At 64.2% G+C, this 15200-nt stretch carries 16 protein-coding genes; 15 read left to right on the top strand and 1 reads right to left on the bottom strand.

Annotated elements, in window-relative coordinates; genetic code table 11:
• Positions 1–14: 14 nt before the first annotated feature.
• From ftsB to lpxL, 11 genes are all read left to right on the top strand, one after another.
• A complete protein-coding gene (ftsB, locus tag C6V82_RS10260; protein WP_102588288.1) occupies positions 15–353 on the top strand; it encodes a cell division protein FtsB in 339 nt (112 codons plus the stop codon).
• Positions 350–1093 (top strand): 2-C-methyl-D-erythritol 4-phosphate cytidylyltransferase, encoded by a 744-nt coding sequence (gene ispD, locus C6V82_RS10255; RefSeq protein WP_102588289.1) that lies wholly within the window; start codon positions 350–352, stop codon positions 1091–1093. Before ftsB ends, ispD begins: the two co-directional genes overlap by 4 nt.
• Positions 1093–1581 (top strand): 2-C-methyl-D-erythritol 2,4-cyclodiphosphate synthase, encoded by a 489-nt coding sequence (gene ispF / locus C6V82_RS10250; RefSeq protein WP_102588371.1) that lies wholly within the window; start codon positions 1093–1095, stop codon positions 1579–1581. The genes ispD and ispF overlap by 1 nt, the downstream gene beginning before the upstream one ends.
• A gap of 29 nt (positions 1582–1610) precedes the next feature.
• Positions 1611–2672 carry a tRNA pseudouridine(13) synthase TruD gene (gene truD, locus C6V82_RS10245; protein WP_102588372.1) on the top strand — a complete coding sequence of 354 codons (1062 nt, stop codon included), beginning with the start codon at positions 1611–1613 and terminating at the stop codon, positions 2670–2672.
• A gap of 25 nt (positions 2673–2697) precedes the next feature.
• The gene (gene surE, locus C6V82_RS10240) at positions 2698–3444 is read left to right on the top strand and encodes a 5'/3'-nucleotidase SurE (RefSeq protein ID WP_102588290.1); all 747 of its coding nucleotides are present in this window, start codon (positions 2698–2700) and stop codon (positions 3442–3444) included.
• Positions 3431–4111 (top strand): protein-L-isoaspartate(D-aspartate) O-methyltransferase, encoded by a 681-nt coding sequence (locus tag C6V82_RS10235; RefSeq protein ID WP_102588291.1) that lies wholly within the window; start codon positions 3431–3433, stop codon positions 4109–4111. Before surE ends, C6V82_RS10235 begins: the two co-directional genes overlap by 14 nt.
• Positions 4108–5136 carry a DUF368 domain-containing protein gene (locus C6V82_RS10230; RefSeq protein ID WP_102588292.1) on the top strand — a complete coding sequence of 343 codons (1029 nt, stop codon included), beginning with the start codon at positions 4108–4110 and terminating at the stop codon, positions 5134–5136. The genes C6V82_RS10235 and C6V82_RS10230 overlap by 4 nt, the downstream gene beginning before the upstream one ends.
• On the top strand, positions 5129–6334 hold the full coding sequence (locus C6V82_RS10225) for a peptidoglycan DD-metalloendopeptidase family protein (RefSeq protein WP_102588293.1): 1206 nt from the start codon (positions 5129–5131) through the stop codon (positions 6332–6334). Before C6V82_RS10230 ends, C6V82_RS10225 begins: the two co-directional genes overlap by 8 nt.
• A gap of 135 nt (positions 6335–6469) precedes the next feature.
• Complete coding sequence (rpoS, locus tag C6V82_RS10220; protein WP_102588294.1) at positions 6470–7477, top strand: RNA polymerase sigma factor RpoS; 1008 nt, start codon at positions 6470–6472, stop codon at positions 7475–7477.
• A gap of 175 nt (positions 7478–7652) precedes the next feature.
• Positions 7653–8759: an alanine racemase gene (alr, locus tag C6V82_RS10215; protein ID WP_102588295.1), complete on the top strand. Its 1107-nt coding sequence runs from the start codon at positions 7653–7655 to the stop codon at positions 8757–8759.
• A complete protein-coding gene (gene lpxL, locus C6V82_RS10210) occupies positions 8746–9660 on the top strand; it encodes an LpxL/LpxP family Kdo(2)-lipid IV(A) lauroyl/palmitoleoyl acyltransferase (protein ID WP_102588296.1) in 915 nt (304 codons plus the stop codon). The genes alr and lpxL overlap by 14 nt, the downstream gene beginning before the upstream one ends.
• A 12-nt stretch (positions 9661–9672) precedes the next feature.
• Here lpxL and C6V82_RS10205 read toward each other — a convergent pair whose 3' ends face one another.
• Positions 9673–11619, bottom strand: a complete 1947-nt coding sequence (locus tag C6V82_RS10205) for a transglycosylase SLT domain-containing protein (RefSeq protein WP_102588297.1) — start codon at positions 11617–11619, stop codon at positions 9673–9675.
• A gap of 167 nt (positions 11620–11786) precedes the next feature.
• Between C6V82_RS10205 and C6V82_RS10200 the strand changes: the two genes are divergently transcribed.
• The 4 genes from C6V82_RS10200 to htpG all read left to right on the top strand — a co-directional run bounded on the left by C6V82_RS10200 (position 11787) and on the right by htpG (position 15151).
• A complete protein-coding gene (locus C6V82_RS10200) occupies positions 11787–12116 on the top strand; it encodes a YkvA family protein (protein WP_102588298.1) in 330 nt (109 codons plus the stop codon).
• Positions 12117–12209: 93 nt separating this feature from the next.
• Entirely contained in the window at positions 12210–12707 is a 498-nt protein-coding gene (locus C6V82_RS10195) for a PaaI family thioesterase (protein ID WP_102588299.1), read from the top strand.
• The gene (locus C6V82_RS10190) at positions 12700–13161 is read left to right on the top strand and encodes a PaaI family thioesterase (RefSeq protein WP_102588300.1); all 462 of its coding nucleotides are present in this window, start codon (positions 12700–12702) and stop codon (positions 13159–13161) included. Before C6V82_RS10195 ends, C6V82_RS10190 begins: the two co-directional genes overlap by 8 nt.
• A gap of 85 nt (positions 13162–13246) precedes the next feature.
• On the top strand, positions 13247–15151 hold the full coding sequence (gene htpG / locus C6V82_RS10185) for a molecular chaperone HtpG (RefSeq protein WP_102588301.1): 1905 nt from the start codon (positions 13247–13249) through the stop codon (positions 15149–15151).
• Positions 15152–15200: the final 49 nt, after the last annotated feature.

Genomic DNA, 15200 nt, shown 5'->3' with positions numbered 1-15200 from the left:
GATGGAAGGTCCGCATGCTCAAGTGGTTGGCCGTGGCGCTGCTGGTGCTGCTGGCGTTGATGCAGTATCGGTTGTGGTGGGGCGAGGGAGGCATTCGCGAACTCGCTGTGGTGCGCGAGCGTGTGGCGGTGCTGGAAGCCGCCAACCAGCCACTTCGCGACCGAAACGCGCGCCTGGCCGCCGAGGTGGTGGACCTCAAGACGGGGCTTGACGCCATCGAGGAGCGTGGGCGCAACGACATCGGCATGGTGCGCGCCGACGAGCAGTTCTTCTGGGTGCCGGGAGTCGCTACCGACGATCAACCGCCGGTGGTCAACAGTGCTGCGGCGCTGGCCACCGAGGCCGCTCGATGAGCGTCGCCCTGTGGCTCGTGGTGCCGGCGGCCGGTCAGGGCAGGCGAATGGGCGCCGAACGTCCCAAGCAGTACCTGCCGCTGGCCGGTGATCCCGTGCTGTCACTAACCCTGGCGCGCCTGCATCAGGCCTTCCCCGATGCTCGCCTGTGCTTGTGCCTGGATGACGATGACCGCTATTTTCAGCCGGCTTGGGTGCCTTTCGGCGACTGGCGACGCACCTCCGGTGGCCTCGAGCGTGTCGATACGGTGATCAAGGCGCTCGATGCTATCGCCTGCGAGGCCCATGTCGAGGATCTCGTGCTGGTGCACGATGTGGCCAGGCCCTGCGTCACCGTGGCAGATCTGCATGCGTTGCGGGCAGCGCTCGGCGAGGAGCCAGTGGGTGGCCTGCTGGCCGCCCCGGTAGCCGACACCATGAAGCGCGACGATGGCCAAGGATATGTGCATGCCACCGAGCCGCGTGCCGGATTGTGGCATGCGATGACGCCGCAGGGCTTTCGCTATGGGGTGCTGTGTCGCGCCCTGGTCGATGCCCGCAAGCGGGGTATCGAGGTGACCGACGAGGCCTCGGCGGTGGAGGCCCTGGGCCTGGCGCCCCGCTTGGTGCCGGGGCGGCGTGATAACCTGAAGATCACTCATCCCGAGGACCTGGCGCTGGCCGAATCGATTCTGGCAGCCCAGGCCCGGCATCTCGATAACGACATCCCTCACTGCATTTCCCGGACAACAGGTAGATGATGCGAATCGGTCATGGCTTCGACGTTCACCGCTTCGGCGAAGGCGACCACTTGATGATCGGCGGGGTCGCCATTGCGTTCGATCACGGCTTTATTGCCCACTCCGACGGCGACGTGCTGCTGCATGCGATCAGCGATGCGCTGCTGGGCGCCTGCGGACTTGGTGACATCGGGCGGCACTTCCCCGACACCGACCCCGCCTTCGCCGGGGCCGACAGCCGCCAGCTGCTGCGCCATGTTGTGGCGTTGGTGCGCCAGGCGGGGTATCGGGTTGGCAACCTGGATGCCACGCTGATCGCCCAGGCGCCAAGGATGGCGCCACACATCGCCGCCATGGCCACCAATATAGCCGCCGACCTGGATGTCGAGGGCGGGGCGGTCAACGTCAAGGCGACCACCACCGAGCGGCTCGGCTTTACCGGCCGTGGCGAGGGAATTGCCGCCGAGGCCGTGGTGTTGTTGGTGCCTGCAAGCGTGGCGCCAGCATGACCGTCGCGGGGGAGGGTGGGGCCAAGCGTATGGATGAGCGTCTAGATGACATCCACTGGCCAGCCGCCTGGCCGCGCGTGCTGGATAGCGCCCTCGGTGCGCCGCCCGCAGGCAGCTATCGCCAGCGGCCCGAGGATTTCCTCGTCGAGGAGTCGCTGGATTTCGCTCCTCAGGGGGAGGGCGAGCACTTGTGGTTGTTCATCGAGAAGCGCGACCAGACCACCGCCATGGTGGCCCGTGAGCTGGCAAGGCTGTGCGAGGTCTCGCCTCGCGATGTCGGTTATTCCGGCATGAAGGATCGCGTGGCGGTGACCCGCCAGTGGCTGTCGGTGCAACTGCCCGGGCGGCAAGCCCCCGAGGCATTGATCGAGAGGCTTGGTGAACGTGGCATCCAAGTGCTCGACCAGGGGCGTCACCCGCGCAAGCTCAAGCGCGGCGTACACCGTACCAACCGCTTCTCGCTGCGCATCACGGGTGAGGCAGTCGGTGATAGTGGTTTCGATGTCCGCTGGCAACGATTGTGTCACGAGGGGGTGGCGAATTATTTCGGACCTCAGCGTTTCGGCCCCGATGGGCGTAACCTGCAGCGTGCCCGCGCTTTGCTGGCGCGCGGCTGGCGCAAACGCGATGACCGGGATGGCATGTTGTTGTCGGCGGCGCGTAGCTTCCTGTTCAATGAATTGCTGGCAGAACGCGTTCGCCATGAGAGCTGGAACCAGGTATTGCCCGGCGAGGTGGTGATGCTGGAGGGTAGCGCCAGTCAGTTTACCGCCGAGGTGGCGGATGAGGAGATTCAGGCGCGGGCCGCGCGTCACGATCTGCATCCCACCGGAGTACTATGGGGCACCGGGACGTCCGTGGCAGTGGGCGAGGCACAGGCCTGCGAGCGCGCGCTTGCCCAAGGCTACCCGGGATTGTGCGCCGGGCTCGAGCGGGCCGGCGTGAGGATGGCTCGCCGAGCGCTGCGGCTGCGTTTGATCGAGCCCACCCTTGAGTCCGGCGAAGACGAGCTCTGGCTGTCTTTCAGCCTGCCACGTGGTGCTTTTGCCACGTCGGTGTTGCGAGAATTGATCGCGCACCCGTCGCTGTGACGGGTGCGAACAACGAGGAGTGACCATGCGGCGACTGCTGCTCTCCAACGACGACGGTGTGCATGCGCCCGGCCTTCGGGCACTGCATGACGCCCTGTCGCCCCACGCCAGGCTGCGTGTGGTGGCCCCTGATCGCGACAAGAGCGGAGCCAGCAATTCGCTGACCCTGAGCCGCCCACTCGCGCTCTCGTCACTCGACAACGGTTTCTACAGTGTCGATGGCACGCCAGCCGACTGCGTTTATCTCGGCGTTAACGGGGTGTGGGATGAGAAACCGGACCTGGTGATATCGGGCATCAACCACGGCGGAAACCTCGGGGACGATGTGCTCTACTCGGGTACCGTGGCCGCCGCCATGGAGGGGCGCAACCTGGGCATGGCGGCTATCGCCATGTCGCTGGTCGGCACCCGGCACTTCGAGACCGCCGGGCGAGTCGCCGCGAGCCTGGTGGGGGCGGCCGACCAGCTGTCGCTGCCGCCGCGCAGCCTGCTCAACGTCAACGTGCCCGACCTGCCCTGGGACGAGATACAGGGGTTTCGCGTCACACGCATGGGATATCGCGGCCCTGCCTCGCGACCGCTGGAGGTGCGCGACCCGCGTGGCCGGGTGCGTTGGTGGATCGCCACGGTGGGCGATAACGCCGATGATGGCGCAGACACTGACTTCGCCGCCGTGGAGGCGGGCTTCGTCTCCATCACTCCGCTGCAGACCGATCTGACCCGGCATGCAGCCATCGACGACGTGCAGGGTTGGTTGGATGCACTTACCTGAACAACTGCCTGAATTGCTGCGCGGCGTTGGCATGACCTCGCAGCGCACCCGTGACCGCATGGTGGGCCGCCTGGCCGATCAGGGCATTCGTGATCCACGTGTGCTCGAGGTCATGGCGCGCGAGCCGCGCCATCTGTTTCTCGATGAAGCCCTTTCGCACCGTGCCTACGAGGACACCTCGCTGCCCATTGGCCACGGCCAGACGCTATCGCAGCCGTGGATGGTGGCGAGAATGACCGAGCTTGTGATCAAGGAAGCCCCTTGCCGGGTGCTCGAGGTCGGCACTGGTTCCGGCTACCAGACTCTGGTGCTGTCACGGCTGGTGTCGGAACTCTGGTCCATCGAAAGGATCAATGCCCTGCATCGTCTTGCCGGCGAGCGCTTGCGCCTGCTCGGTGCCCACAACGCGCGGTTGCGCCTGGCCGATGGTGGCCACGGCTGGAGTGAGGAGGCGCCGTTCGATGTCATCCTGCTGACCGCCTGTGCCGGCAAGTTGCCGACCCCGTTGCTTGCCCAGCTTGCCGACAACGGGGTGCTGATCACCCCGCTTGCCGACCAGCGGGGTCGCCAGTGGTTGACGCGGGTGCGTCGCGAGGGTGATGAGTTCGATCAGCAGCGCCTGGAATCAGTGCGCTTCGTCCCTTTGCTTGAAGGAGTGATTCGTTGAAGCGGCATTTAGGGCTGTTCCTGCGTGGTGCCGGCATGGGTGCCGCCGATGCGGTACCCGGCGTGTCCGGCGGCACCATCGCCTTCGTCACCGGCATCTACGAGGAGTTGATCCACACCATCAAGCAGTTCGGCCCCGGTGCTCTGGGGGCGTTGCGCAGCGGAGGCATTGCCAGGCTTGCGGTCTACCTGAACCTGACCTTCCTGGTCCCGCTGCTGGCGGGGATTGCGGTGAGCCTGATTAGTGTCGCGCATCTGGTGGTGTGGTTGATGGAGGATTATCCGCTGGCCCTCAATGGTTTTTTCTTCGGGTTGGTGGCGGCCTCGGCGGTGGTGGTCTGCAGGCACCCGGCTGACTGGCGATGGTGGCATGTGTTGCCGCTGGCGGTGGGCCTGTTGCTCGCCCATGGCCTGCCATCGTTGATGCCGTTGGTCACGCAACTGGGAAACCCCGGGTTGATGCTGATGGTGGCGGGTGCCATTGCCATCAGCGCCATGCTGCTGCCGGGCGTATCGGGAAGCTTCCTGCTGCTGACCATGGGGCTCTACGGCACGGTGATGCAGGGCATCCGCGATTTCGACCTGACCCTGATCGGGCTGTTCGGGATGGGCTGCCTGGTGGGATTGTTTGTGTTCTCACGGCTGCTCTCGTGGTTGCTTGCGCATTTCCGCACCGCCACCTTGCAACTGCTGGTTGGCTTCATCGTTGGTTCACTACCGGTACTCTGGCCATGGCGAGAACTGGTACGCTACCAGATGGGTCCCGATGGGCAGATGATCCCGCTTGATTACCGCTATCTGTTGCCGGGCGACTATGCCGTGCTCACCGGGTCGGCTGCCCAATTACCGTTGGTCATCGGGCTAGCACTGGTGGGTGCCGCGCTGGTGCTGTTGCTCGACCGCAGCACCGGACGCACTTCCCCCCCGGCCACACCACCCACGACGCGAGATAACGCGACTCGAGAGTCGACTGCTCTGGAGTCAAACACGCTGAAGTCGAACAAGGAGGAAGGCTCGGATGCGTAAGGTATTGATGATGTCGGGCCTGGCGCTTGCCATGGCGGGTTGTGCCGCCCAGCAGGAGCAGGCAAGCCAGGTCCAGGTACGCGACCTCTCCATGAGCCGTGAAAGCACATCGGCGTCGAATTATACGGTAGAGCCTGGCGATACCCTGTATGGCATCGCCTGGCGCCACAGCATGGACTATCGCGATCTCGCCAGGCTCAACAGGATCAGCCCGCCCTACCAGATCCAGCCTGGGCAACAACTGGCGCTCAAGCCCAATGGCCAGGAGCCCGCCGAAGAGGATGGCGCTCGGGTGACCGCCAGCCAGGGAGTTGTCACGACACCGCTGGGCGTCCAGCAGGGCCAGACGCAGAGCGGCGACATGGAATGGTTGCTGCCCGACGAAGAGGCAATCCAACGTAATCGGCGGCTCACTGCTGAATCCCTCGAAGAGGGCGTGGAAGGCCCCAGCCAGGTAGCCATGCAGAGCGCCGATGCGGTGAGTGGCGAAAACCAGGGGCCGGGGCCTGTCTATGATTACGATTCACCGGGAGCCGACGGTTCACTCAGCGAGCGTGACCTTGCCGAGCGTCGCGAGAATGAAACTCTCGCCGCCACCGAGCCTGCCGCTGATGGCGCCCGGGAGGACGAACCGGCGGATGACGCTGAAGCGCCCGCCGAGGCAACCCAGAGCGTGGCCGACGCTCCATCCGATACCTCGCCAGATGAGCCCGAGCCCCAGGCGCAACCCGAGGCCGAGCCTGAGGCCACGCCTGATGCCGGTACCGCTGTGGCGGGTGGCAGCAGTGGTGCCGAGCGGGGTGCTCGCAGCTATACACCGGTCGAGGATGTCGCCTGGCAGTGGCCTGTCGAGGGCGAAGTGGTGAGTCGTTTCGGTGAGGGTGGCAGCATCACCGCCGGCATTGATATCGCCGGTCAAAAGGGGCAACCTGTCAAGGCAGCTGGGCCAGGCATCGTGGTGTATGCGGGTAGCGGTGTCAGGGGCTACGGCAACCTGATCCTGCTCAAGCACAACGACCAGTACCTGAGTGCCTACGCCCACAATGACAGCCTGAATGTGCGCGAGAACGATGTGGTCGAGGCGGGCGAGGTGATCGCCACCATGGGTGACAGCGATGCGGAGGATGTCAGGTTGCACTTTGAAGTTCGCCGTGACGGCCAGCCCCAGGATCCACTCGAGTTCTTGCCGCAACGCTGAGAGTCGAGGGTGAGCCGCCAGTCGCTGCGGATGTGCCACCAGGCAGTCACACAATAATAATCACTTGCGCCGATCCTCGTGATGACGGGCAAACGGCGTCTGGACGCAACTGACGCAACTACAGGGTAGCCATCGATGAGCATGCTTGAACGGGACCTTCAGGATGTGAATCTCGACTCGATCGAGGACAAGGACGAGGATAATCGCAGCGAACTGGAGGGGGATATCGACGAGGTCGACGATGCCGCTGCCAGTGCGGATGAGGAGGCCTTCGAGAAGGCGTTGAGTCGCGAGGACCGCCACAACACTCACAGCCACGACGCCACCCAGATCTACCTCAACGAGATCGGCTTCTCGCCGCTGCTCACCCCCGAGGAAGAGGTCTTCTACGGCAGGCTTGCCCGCAAGGGCGATACGCTCGGCCGTTCGCGGATGATCGAATCGAACCTTCGTCTGGTGGTGAAGATCGCCAGGCGTTACCTGAACCGTGGTCTGTCGCTGCTCGATCTGATCGAGGAGGGCAACCTCGGCCTGATTCGTGCGGTCGAGAAGTTCGATCCTGAAAGAGGCTTCCGCTTCTCCACCTACGCGACCTGGTGGATTCGGCAGACCATTGAGCGGGCGCTGATGAACCAGACTCGCACGATCCGCCTGCCGATCCATGTGGTCAAGGAACTCAATATCTATCTGCGTGCGGCGCGCGAACTGACTCAGAAGCTGGACCATGAAGCGACCGCCGAAGAGATCGCCGACTACCTAGACAAGCCCGTGGAAACCGTCAAGAAGATGATGGGGCTCAACGAGCGGGTGTCCTCGGTGGACTATCCGGTGGGAGGAGACAGTGACAAGCCGTTGATCGAGACGCTGACCGATGACAACGACCTGGGCCCGGAGTCCTCGTTGGTCGATGGTGACGTCAAGCAGCATGTCGATGACTGGCTGGCGGAGCTGACCGAGAAGCAGATGGAAGTGGTGGTGCGCCGCTTTGGCTTGCGCGGGCATGAAGCGGCGACCCTCGAGCAGGTCGGCGAGGAGATCGGCTTGACCCGAGAGCGTGTGCGTCAGATCCAGGTCGAGGCGCTCAAGAAGCTGCGCCGGGTGCTGGACAAGCAAGGCTTGTCGCTGGATGCCATTTTCGAATGATCAGGCAAGTGTGATCATCTGGCTTGATGTGATTCAGCAGAGGTGCTAACTGATTTTGGCCTGTTGGTTGTAGGTTTTCCCCATAAACCACCATTTTTATGGTGGTTTTTTCCGTGTATTGACCGATTTTCCGCGCCATAATGCCCCTTTGCACGTCACGCTTCAGGACCCCGACATGGCTCGCCCCTTGATTGCCGATATCGATCTCGACGCCCTGCGTCACAATTACCGACTCGCCGGGGACCTGGCCCCGAATAGTCGCGCCGTCGCCGTGCTCAAGGCCGATGGCTACGGACATGGCGCGGTGGCGTGCGCGCGCGCGCTGCTCGATCTGGCCCCGGCCTTCGCGGTGGCTTGCATCGAGGAGGCGGTGACCCTGCGCGAGGCGGGTATCCGGACCCCCATCGTGCTGCTGGAAGGCATCTTCGAGGCGAGTGAACTTCACCAGGTCGAGGCGCTGGGATTGTGGATGGCGGTGCACAGCGACTGGCAGGTGGATGCCCTTCTCGACTACCGCCCGAGGTTGCCGATACCGGTGTGGGTCAAGGTCGATTCCGGCATGCATCGGCTGGGCTTCGCCCCCGAGCGGCTCGAGGCCGTCTGGCAACGCCTGAAGGCGGCACCGGGAAAGGCCTGCGATCTGCACCTGATGAGTCACTTCGCCACCGCCGATCTCGACGACCGTGGCTATTTCACACAGCAGATGGCGCGGCTTGGCGTGCTTGCAGATCGCCTCGGTGCGCCGCTGTGCCTGGCCAATTCACCGGCCACGCTGGCCCGCCCGGAAGCCCACGGCGCCTGGAACCGCCCCGGGGTGATGCTGTATGGCAGCGACCCTCTCGAGACTGCCACGCCGCAAAGCGCAAGGCTTGCACCCGTGATGACCCTGCGCTCGCAGATCATTGCAGTGCGTGAACTCGGGGCAGGGGAGTGCGTGGGTTATGGCGGGCGCTTTCGCACCTCGCGTTCCACGCGTATTGGCGTGGTGGCCTGTGGCTATGGCGACGGCTACGACCGCCATGCGGTGGACGGTACGCCGGTGCTGGTAGAGGGGATGCGCGCCGGGCTTGCCGGCAAGGTATCCATGGACATGATGACCGTCGACATCACCGACATCCCCGAGGCCGGCATCGGCAGCGATGTGGTGTTGTGGGGGCGTGCCACCAATGGTGAGGTGCTGTCGGTGGATGAGGTCGCCCGTTACTGTGACACCATCAGCTACACCCTGTTGACCGGGGTGCTGCCACGCGTACCGAGGCGCTATCACCATGGCCAGGGATGACGTTGCCCCCCACTTTTCCCACCCGCGTTACTGGCGCGTGTGGTTCGCCATCGGCCTGATGCATGTCACGGCCTGGTTGCCCTGGCGACTCAAGTTGTGGATCGGCAAGGCCATCGGGCTGCTGGCCTGGCGGCTCGTCAAGCGGCGCCGACATATCACCGAGACCAACCTGCGGCTGTGCTTCCCCGAACTCGATGAGGCCGCGCAACGCAAGCTGGTGCGTGACACCTTCATTGCCAACGGTATCGGCATCATGGAAACGGCCACCGCCTGGTGCCGCGACCCAGAGCATCTTCGCCACCGGGTGACCTTCAAGGGTCAGGAACACATGGCGCGGCTCAAGGCCCGCGGCCAGGGAGCGCTGATCATCGGCGTGCACTTCTCGACGCTGGATATGGGGGGGGCGCTGCACTCGCTGTACTTCGAGGCGGATGCGGTCTATCGGCCCCATGACAACCCCCTGTTCGAGCGCTTCATGACCCGTGCCCGCAAGCGCAGCTTCGGCCGGCTGATCGACCGCCGTGACCTGCGGGGTGCGGTGCGCAGCATCAAGGCAGGTCGCGCGGTCTGGTATTCGCCGGACCAAGACTTCGGTGCCTCAGCAAGCGTGTTCGCCCCGTTCTTCGGTATCGAGGCCGCCACCGTCAAGCTCACCGCCAAGATCGCTCGCATGACCGGGGCGCCAGTGATACCGATGATCTTCCATCGCAACCCTGACGACCGCACCTATACCCTGGAATACCTGCCGCCGCTTGCGGATTTCCCAAGCGGCGATGAAATGGCCGATGCAACGCGGATCAATGCCTTCATCGAAGGCGCCATCCGCAAGCACCCCGAGCAGTACCTGTGGTTGCATCGGCGGTTCAAGACACGCCCGCAAGGCGAGGCCGGTCTGTACTGACACCTCGTGCGCTTAGTTGCGTGCCAGCAGCGAGCGGTCGTAGCGTACCGTCTTCTCCGCTTGACTGAGCATCGACACACCCTGGCTGTCGCCATCATTGGCCAGGCTCTCGAAAATCGCCCGGTACGTCAGCACCGCCTGTACGTAGTTCCTGGTCTCGCGAAACGGAATGCTCTCGACGAACAGGTCGAACTCCTCGGGGGCTTCGGCAAGCCAGCGGTCGACCCGCCCAGGCCCCGCGTTGTAGGCGGCGGTAGCCGCCAGCCGGTTGCCGCGGTAACGCGCCATCATGTCGCGGATATAGGTGCTGCCGAGGCGGATGTTGAGGGCGGGGTCGAGTACCCCGTAGGGGCCGGGGTCGCTGATACCCAACTGGCGGCTGAGCTGGGTGGCGGTGCCCGGCATCACCTGCATCAGCCCGCGCGCGCCGGCTGGCGACAATGCCTCCGGGTTGTAGGCGCTCTCGCGACGGGCGATGCCCATCAGCAGGTAGGGGTCCACCCCCGTCATGTCCCCCCAGTGCAGGAAGTCTTCGCGGAACGCTTCCGGGAAGCGCCACTCCAGGGCGTCCCACATCTGCCCGGTGATGGTGGTCTGCACGAGCTTGGCGGGCCAGCCCCGGCGCTCGGCATAGTCGGCCAGCGCCCGGGCCTCACGGGGCGTGGCCCGTGATACGGCGGAATACCATTCGCTGGCGGCAAGTCCGTTTTCTCCAATTCGATAGAGTGCCTCGGTGCGCCGTACGACCGGCCAGCGAGTCACTTCATCGCGAGTCTGTGCGTCGAAATGGTTACGCTCGAGATTCAGGTTGTAGGGTTGGCCAATGCGGTCGGCGGCGGCGAAGCCGAAGAAGCTGCGGCCCTGGGCGGCGGCGGCGAAGGCATCGCGGGCGGTGGCAGCGTCGCCACGTTGCTCGAGGGCGCGGCCGAGCCAGTACTGCCAGCGCTCGTCCTTGCGCGTCTCGTCGGGCATGCGGTGCACCCAATCGATCACCCCGCGCCAATCGCGTTCGGCCAGGGCGTTACGTACGCGCAGTTCGAGCAGTTCGGGGTCGGCAAGTCGCGCGGTCACGTCATCGGCCCAGCCGCGATTCTGACGCACGTCTCGCACCAGGGAATAGAAGGCCAGGTCGCGCTCGATGGCGTCGCGACGTTGGGTGTCGAGGGTCACCTGCGGGGCAACCTTGCGCCACGCTTCAAGCGCCGCTTCGGTATCGGCACGGGTGAAACCGTGCATGGTGGCCTCGATCAGGGCCCCGGTGGCCTGGCAGCCGGGGCCAATGCAGGTGGGCAGGCGGGTGATCGCGGCATAGTCCCCTTGCACCAGATCAGCGGCGTCGCGGGCGGCCGCCCAGTCATTGCCAAGCTGCCGGCCCAGGTAGCCGGCAAGGCCATTCTCGCCGGCCTGCCAGGCAAGCATCTTGCGTTCCCATATCTCCTTGCCGCCGATCACACCGCGCTTGCGCAGGGCGTTGAACAGGGTGTCGCAGGCATCCGGTTGCGAGCGTCCGACGAGCCACAGCTCGCGCCCCCCGCGGGCCGCGGTCTCGAAATCGGAGCCCAGTAGCGCGGTATAGTAGTAGCATTGGCGGGCGGTGCCATCAGGCACCCCATCAGCCACGGCGAGCAGGCTGCCGAAGCGGCCGGCATGGCCATAGCGCGCGATGGCCTGGCCACGCATCCACTCGCTCAGCGGTGAATCGGCGTGGCGTTCGATATACTCGAGGATCTGCCCCGGTTCGGCCTGGGGCAGACGGCCGCGTAGCCGGTGGTATTCCACGTAGCCAGCCAGCTCGTGATTGGCGATAGCGGCCTCGTCGATCTTCTGCCACTGCTGATTGCGGGCGGCGTCCAGGGCATCGCGCATGGCCCTGTCGTCGGCCTGGGCGACCTGGGGCAGGCAAGCAAGCGTTGCGGTCAACAGGAGTGTCCGGGGGGCGAGGGACAAGAACCTTGGCATGTGAATCTCTCCTGATGGCGGCAGGGATGATACGGATATCGCATGGTCGCTCATGGAGAGGCACTTGAGTAGTGTCGTGAACGACAGACACTCATGTCGGGTCGGTCATGGTATCGGAAGGCGGCGATCACACGTGGCGATCAACCGCCATCGAAAGGAGAGGCAGCATGGCAGGATTCCGTGGGTGGTGGATATGGCAACGCTTGAAGGGTAGAGCGCGTGTGCTTGGCCAGATGAAGCGGGCACTGGCCCTGTTCGTGCCGATGCTTGCCGATGTGGTGCGTGGGCGCTACCGGCCGGTGCCTTGGCCTGCACTGCTGTGGATGACGGCGGCGGCGGCCTACCTGGTGTCACCGCTCGACCTGATTCCCGATGTCCTGGTGTTGATCGGTATTGTCGACGATGTGGTGATCGTGGGCTGGTTGCTGACACGGGTCGACAACGCACTGGCCGACTACCGGCGCTGGCGGGAGACGACCTGTCCGGATGCCCCCTGAGTCGGCGGGATTGTCATGGCGGGCACGAACAGCTAGTTTAAGTCGACCGTTTTAATATTGTCGGTTCGTTGGCCCTGATTGCCGAGAGATGCGATGTCACCCCGTACGGCCCCTTCCCTGGATGATTGGCGGCGCGCCTTGACGCGCTTCGTCAAGGTACTGCCTCACTGTCGTGAACTCGGACTCGAGGTCCATGACGTTACCGCGCAATCGATATGCCTGCGGCAGCCCTGGCACGATGACCTGCTCGGTGATCGCATGCGGGGCCTGGTGCATGGCGGGGTGCTGACCATGCTGCTGGATACCGCCTGCGGTTCGGCGGTGTTGCGTGGCTTGCCGGCGCCGGAGGTGTGCCCGACGCTCGACCTCAGGGTCGATCACTACCGACCGGCCGTGGTGGGCCGCGATATCTTCATCGAGGCGCGGGTGGTGCGGGTCACCGAGTCGGTGGTGTTTACCGAGGGCTCCCTTTGGCAGGTGCCTGAAAAGCCGGTGGCGCGTGGTATCGGCAATTTCGCGCGGCTGGGTGACCGCAATACGCCACACGGTCTCGTCGAGGCGCTGTTCGCCGATGAGGTGCTCGATGCGTGAGGGATTCGATGATATCCATTGGCTCGAGCGCACGCGTGCCGAGGGCGACGTCGAGGCATGGCTTGACGAGATACCCTACGCCCGGCGCCTCGGTGTCTCGGCACGACCGGACCCTGATGAGGCGGGATTGCTTTTCCGGCTCGAGCCGCACCAGGGCAATATCGGCAACATCCTGCTGCCGGCGCTGCATGGCGGCGTGGTGGCGGCCTTCATGGAGACCGCGGCGACCCTGGACCTGATGATGGCGACCCGTTCGCCACGCCTGCCCCGTATCGTCGATTTCTCCATCGATTACCTGCGAACGGCAAGGTTCGAGGAGACGTTCGTCCGTTGTCGGCTGCTGCGCGAGGGGAGCCGGATGGCCAACGTTCAGGTCACCGCCTGGCAGGAGAAGGAGACACTCCCGGTGGCCACCGCGCGATTGCATTTCGTGCTCTGTACCCCGGCGGGTTGAAATCACCTTCGCGGGCCCCATATCGAGGTCAGTGTTCAATCCGGTGGCGCTGCCACCCTGACGTCGCAAAGAGGGTCCGACAGACATGACCACAGCCACTCATGAAGAAACGCTCGGCTTTCAGACCGAGGTGAAGCAGCTGCTGCACCTGATGATCCACTCCCTGTACTCCAATCGGGAGATCTTCCTGCGCGAGATGATTTCCAATGCCGCCGACGCCTGCGACAAGCTGCGTTACGCGGCACTGGACAACGATGCGCTGTACGAGGGTGACAGCGAACTGCGTATCGAGATCGAACATGACGCCAAGGCCGGCACGGTGACCGTTCGCGATAATGGCGTCGGCATGAACCGTGAGGAAGTGATCGCCAACCTTGGCACCATCGCCCGCAGTGGTACTGCCGAATTCCTCAAGCAGCTCTCCGGCGAGCAGCAGAAGGATGCGCGGCTGATTGGCCAGTTCGGTGTCGGTTTCTACTCCGGTTTCATCGTCGCCGACGAGATTACCGTACGTACCCGCAAGGCCGGCAGCGACCAGGCCGAAGGGGTGGAGTGGCGCTCCAAGGGTGAGGGCGAATTCAGCGTCGCCGACATCGAGCGCGAGGTACATGGCACCGAGATTACCCTTCACCTCAAGTCGGACGCCGAGGAGTTCGCCGACGATTTCCGACTGAAGAGCCTGGTGCGCAAGTACTCCGACCATATCGAAGTGCCGGTGCGCATGCCCAAGGTCGAGACCGCCCAGGATGAAGACGGCAACGAGATCGAGGGCAGCGAGACCACCACTTGGGAGACTGTCAATGAGGCCACCGCGCTGTGGGTGCGCCCCAAGGGCGAAGTGTCCGACGAGGAGTACAAGGGCTTCTACAAGCACGTGGCCCATGACTTCTCGGATCCCTTGACCTGGAGCCACAACAAGGTCGAGGGCAAGCTCGAGTATACGAGCCTGCTCTATGTGCCGGGTCGTGCGCCCTTCGATCTCTATGAGCGTGACGGTGCCCGGGGCGTGAAACTGTATGTGCAGCGCGTGTTCATCATGGACGACGCTGAACAGTTCCTGCCGCTCTACCTGCGCTTCATCAAGGGTGTGCTGGACACGCGTGAGCTCTCGCTGAACGTCTCTCGCGAGCTGCTGCAGCAAGACCCCAAGGTCGAGAAGATCAAGAGCGCGGTGACCAAGCGTGGTCTGGACATGCTCAAGAAGCTGGCCAAGGACAAGGAGGCCTATCAGACCTTCTGGAATACCTTCGGCAGCGTATTGAAGGAAGGGCCGGCGGAAGACTTTGCCAATCGCGAGAAGATCGCCGAGCTGCTGCGCTTCTCCACCACCCATACCGACAGCACCACCCAGGACCAGTCGCTTGCCGACTACATCGGGCGCATGCAGGAAGGTCAGCAGAAGATCTACTACATCGTCGCCGATAGCTTCAATGCGGCGAAATCCAGCCCGCATCTGGAGATCTTCCGCAAGAAAGGCATCGAAGTCCTGCTGCTGCATGATCGTATCGACGAGTGGCTGATGAGCCACCTGAATGAGTTCGACGGCAAGACCTTCGTCGACGTGGCCAAGGGCGAGCTCGACCTCGGCGAGATCGAGGGCGAGGAGGAGAAGAAAGCCCAGGAGGAAACCGCCAAGGCCAAGGAGGACCTGGTCAAGCGCGTCAAGGAGGCGCTGGGCGAGGATGTCCAGGAGGTCAAGGTCACACACCGCCTGACGGATTCACCGGCGTGCGTGGTACTGCCTGAACACGAAATGGGTTTCCAGATGCGTCGCATCATGGAAGCGGCTGGCCAGAAGTTGCCGGAGGTCAAGCCGATTCTGGAGCTCAACCCCGAACACCCGCTGGTCAGCCGCCTCGAGGGTACCGAAGGGGATGGCTTCGGCGATCTGGCGCGCATTCTGCTGGACCAGGCGATCATCGCCGAGGGTGGCCATCTCGATGACCCGGCGGCCTATGTGCGGCGTTTGAATGGTCTGTTGACGGCCTGAGCGTTACCCAACGGGTGATTGGCCCGACACTGCTTGCGACCCCGCCGAC

It is taken from the genome of Halomonas urumqiensis (assembly GCF_003028575.1).
Classification (GTDB): Bacteria; Pseudomonadota; Gammaproteobacteria; order Pseudomonadales; family Halomonadaceae; genus Halomonas; species Halomonas urumqiensis.
The sequence above is the reverse complement of the archived record's forward strand: the minus strand, read 5'-3'. Positions and strand labels throughout refer to the sequence as shown.

Coding starts and splice junctions, on each gene's coding strand:
- C6V82_RS10195 (WP_102588299.1), top strand. CDS start 12,210: ATGTCACCCCGTACGGCCCCTTCCCTGGATGATTGGCGGCGCGCCTTG.
- ispF (WP_102588371.1), top strand. CDS start 1,093: ATGCGAATCGGTCATGGCTTCGACGTTCACCGCTTCGGCGAAGGCGAC.
- C6V82_RS10235 (WP_102588291.1), top strand. CDS start 3,431: ATGCACTTACCTGAACAACTGCCTGAATTGCTGCGCGGCGTTGGCATG.
- htpG (WP_102588301.1), top strand. CDS start 13,247: ATGACCACAGCCACTCATGAAGAAACGCTCGGCTTTCAGACCGAGGTG.
- rpoS (WP_102588294.1), top strand. CDS start 6,470: ATGAGCATGCTTGAACGGGACCTTCAGGATGTGAATCTCGACTCGATC.
- ispD (WP_102588289.1), top strand. CDS start 350: ATGAGCGTCGCCCTGTGGCTCGTGGTGCCGGCGGCCGGTCAGGGCAGG.
- ftsB (WP_102588288.1), top strand. CDS start 15: ATGCTCAAGTGGTTGGCCGTGGCGCTGCTGGTGCTGCTGGCGTTGATG.
- C6V82_RS10225 (WP_102588293.1), top strand. CDS start 5,129: ATGCGTAAGGTATTGATGATGTCGGGCCTGGCGCTTGCCATGGCGGGT.
- truD (WP_102588372.1), top strand. CDS start 1,611: ATGGATGAGCGTCTAGATGACATCCACTGGCCAGCCGCCTGGCCGCGC.
- C6V82_RS10205 (WP_102588297.1), bottom strand. CDS start 11,619: ATGCCAAGGTTCTTGTCCCTCGCCCCCCGGACACTCCTGTTGACCGCA.
- lpxL (WP_102588296.1), top strand. CDS start 8,746: ATGGCCAGGGATGACGTTGCCCCCCACTTTTCCCACCCGCGTTACTGG.
- C6V82_RS10190 (WP_102588300.1), top strand. CDS start 12,700: ATGCGTGAGGGATTCGATGATATCCATTGGCTCGAGCGCACGCGTGCC.
- C6V82_RS10200 (WP_102588298.1), top strand. CDS start 11,787: ATGGCAGGATTCCGTGGGTGGTGGATATGGCAACGCTTGAAGGGTAGA.
- alr (WP_102588295.1), top strand. CDS start 7,653: ATGGCTCGCCCCTTGATTGCCGATATCGATCTCGACGCCCTGCGTCAC.
- surE (WP_102588290.1), top strand. CDS start 2,698: ATGCGGCGACTGCTGCTCTCCAACGACGACGGTGTGCATGCGCCCGGC.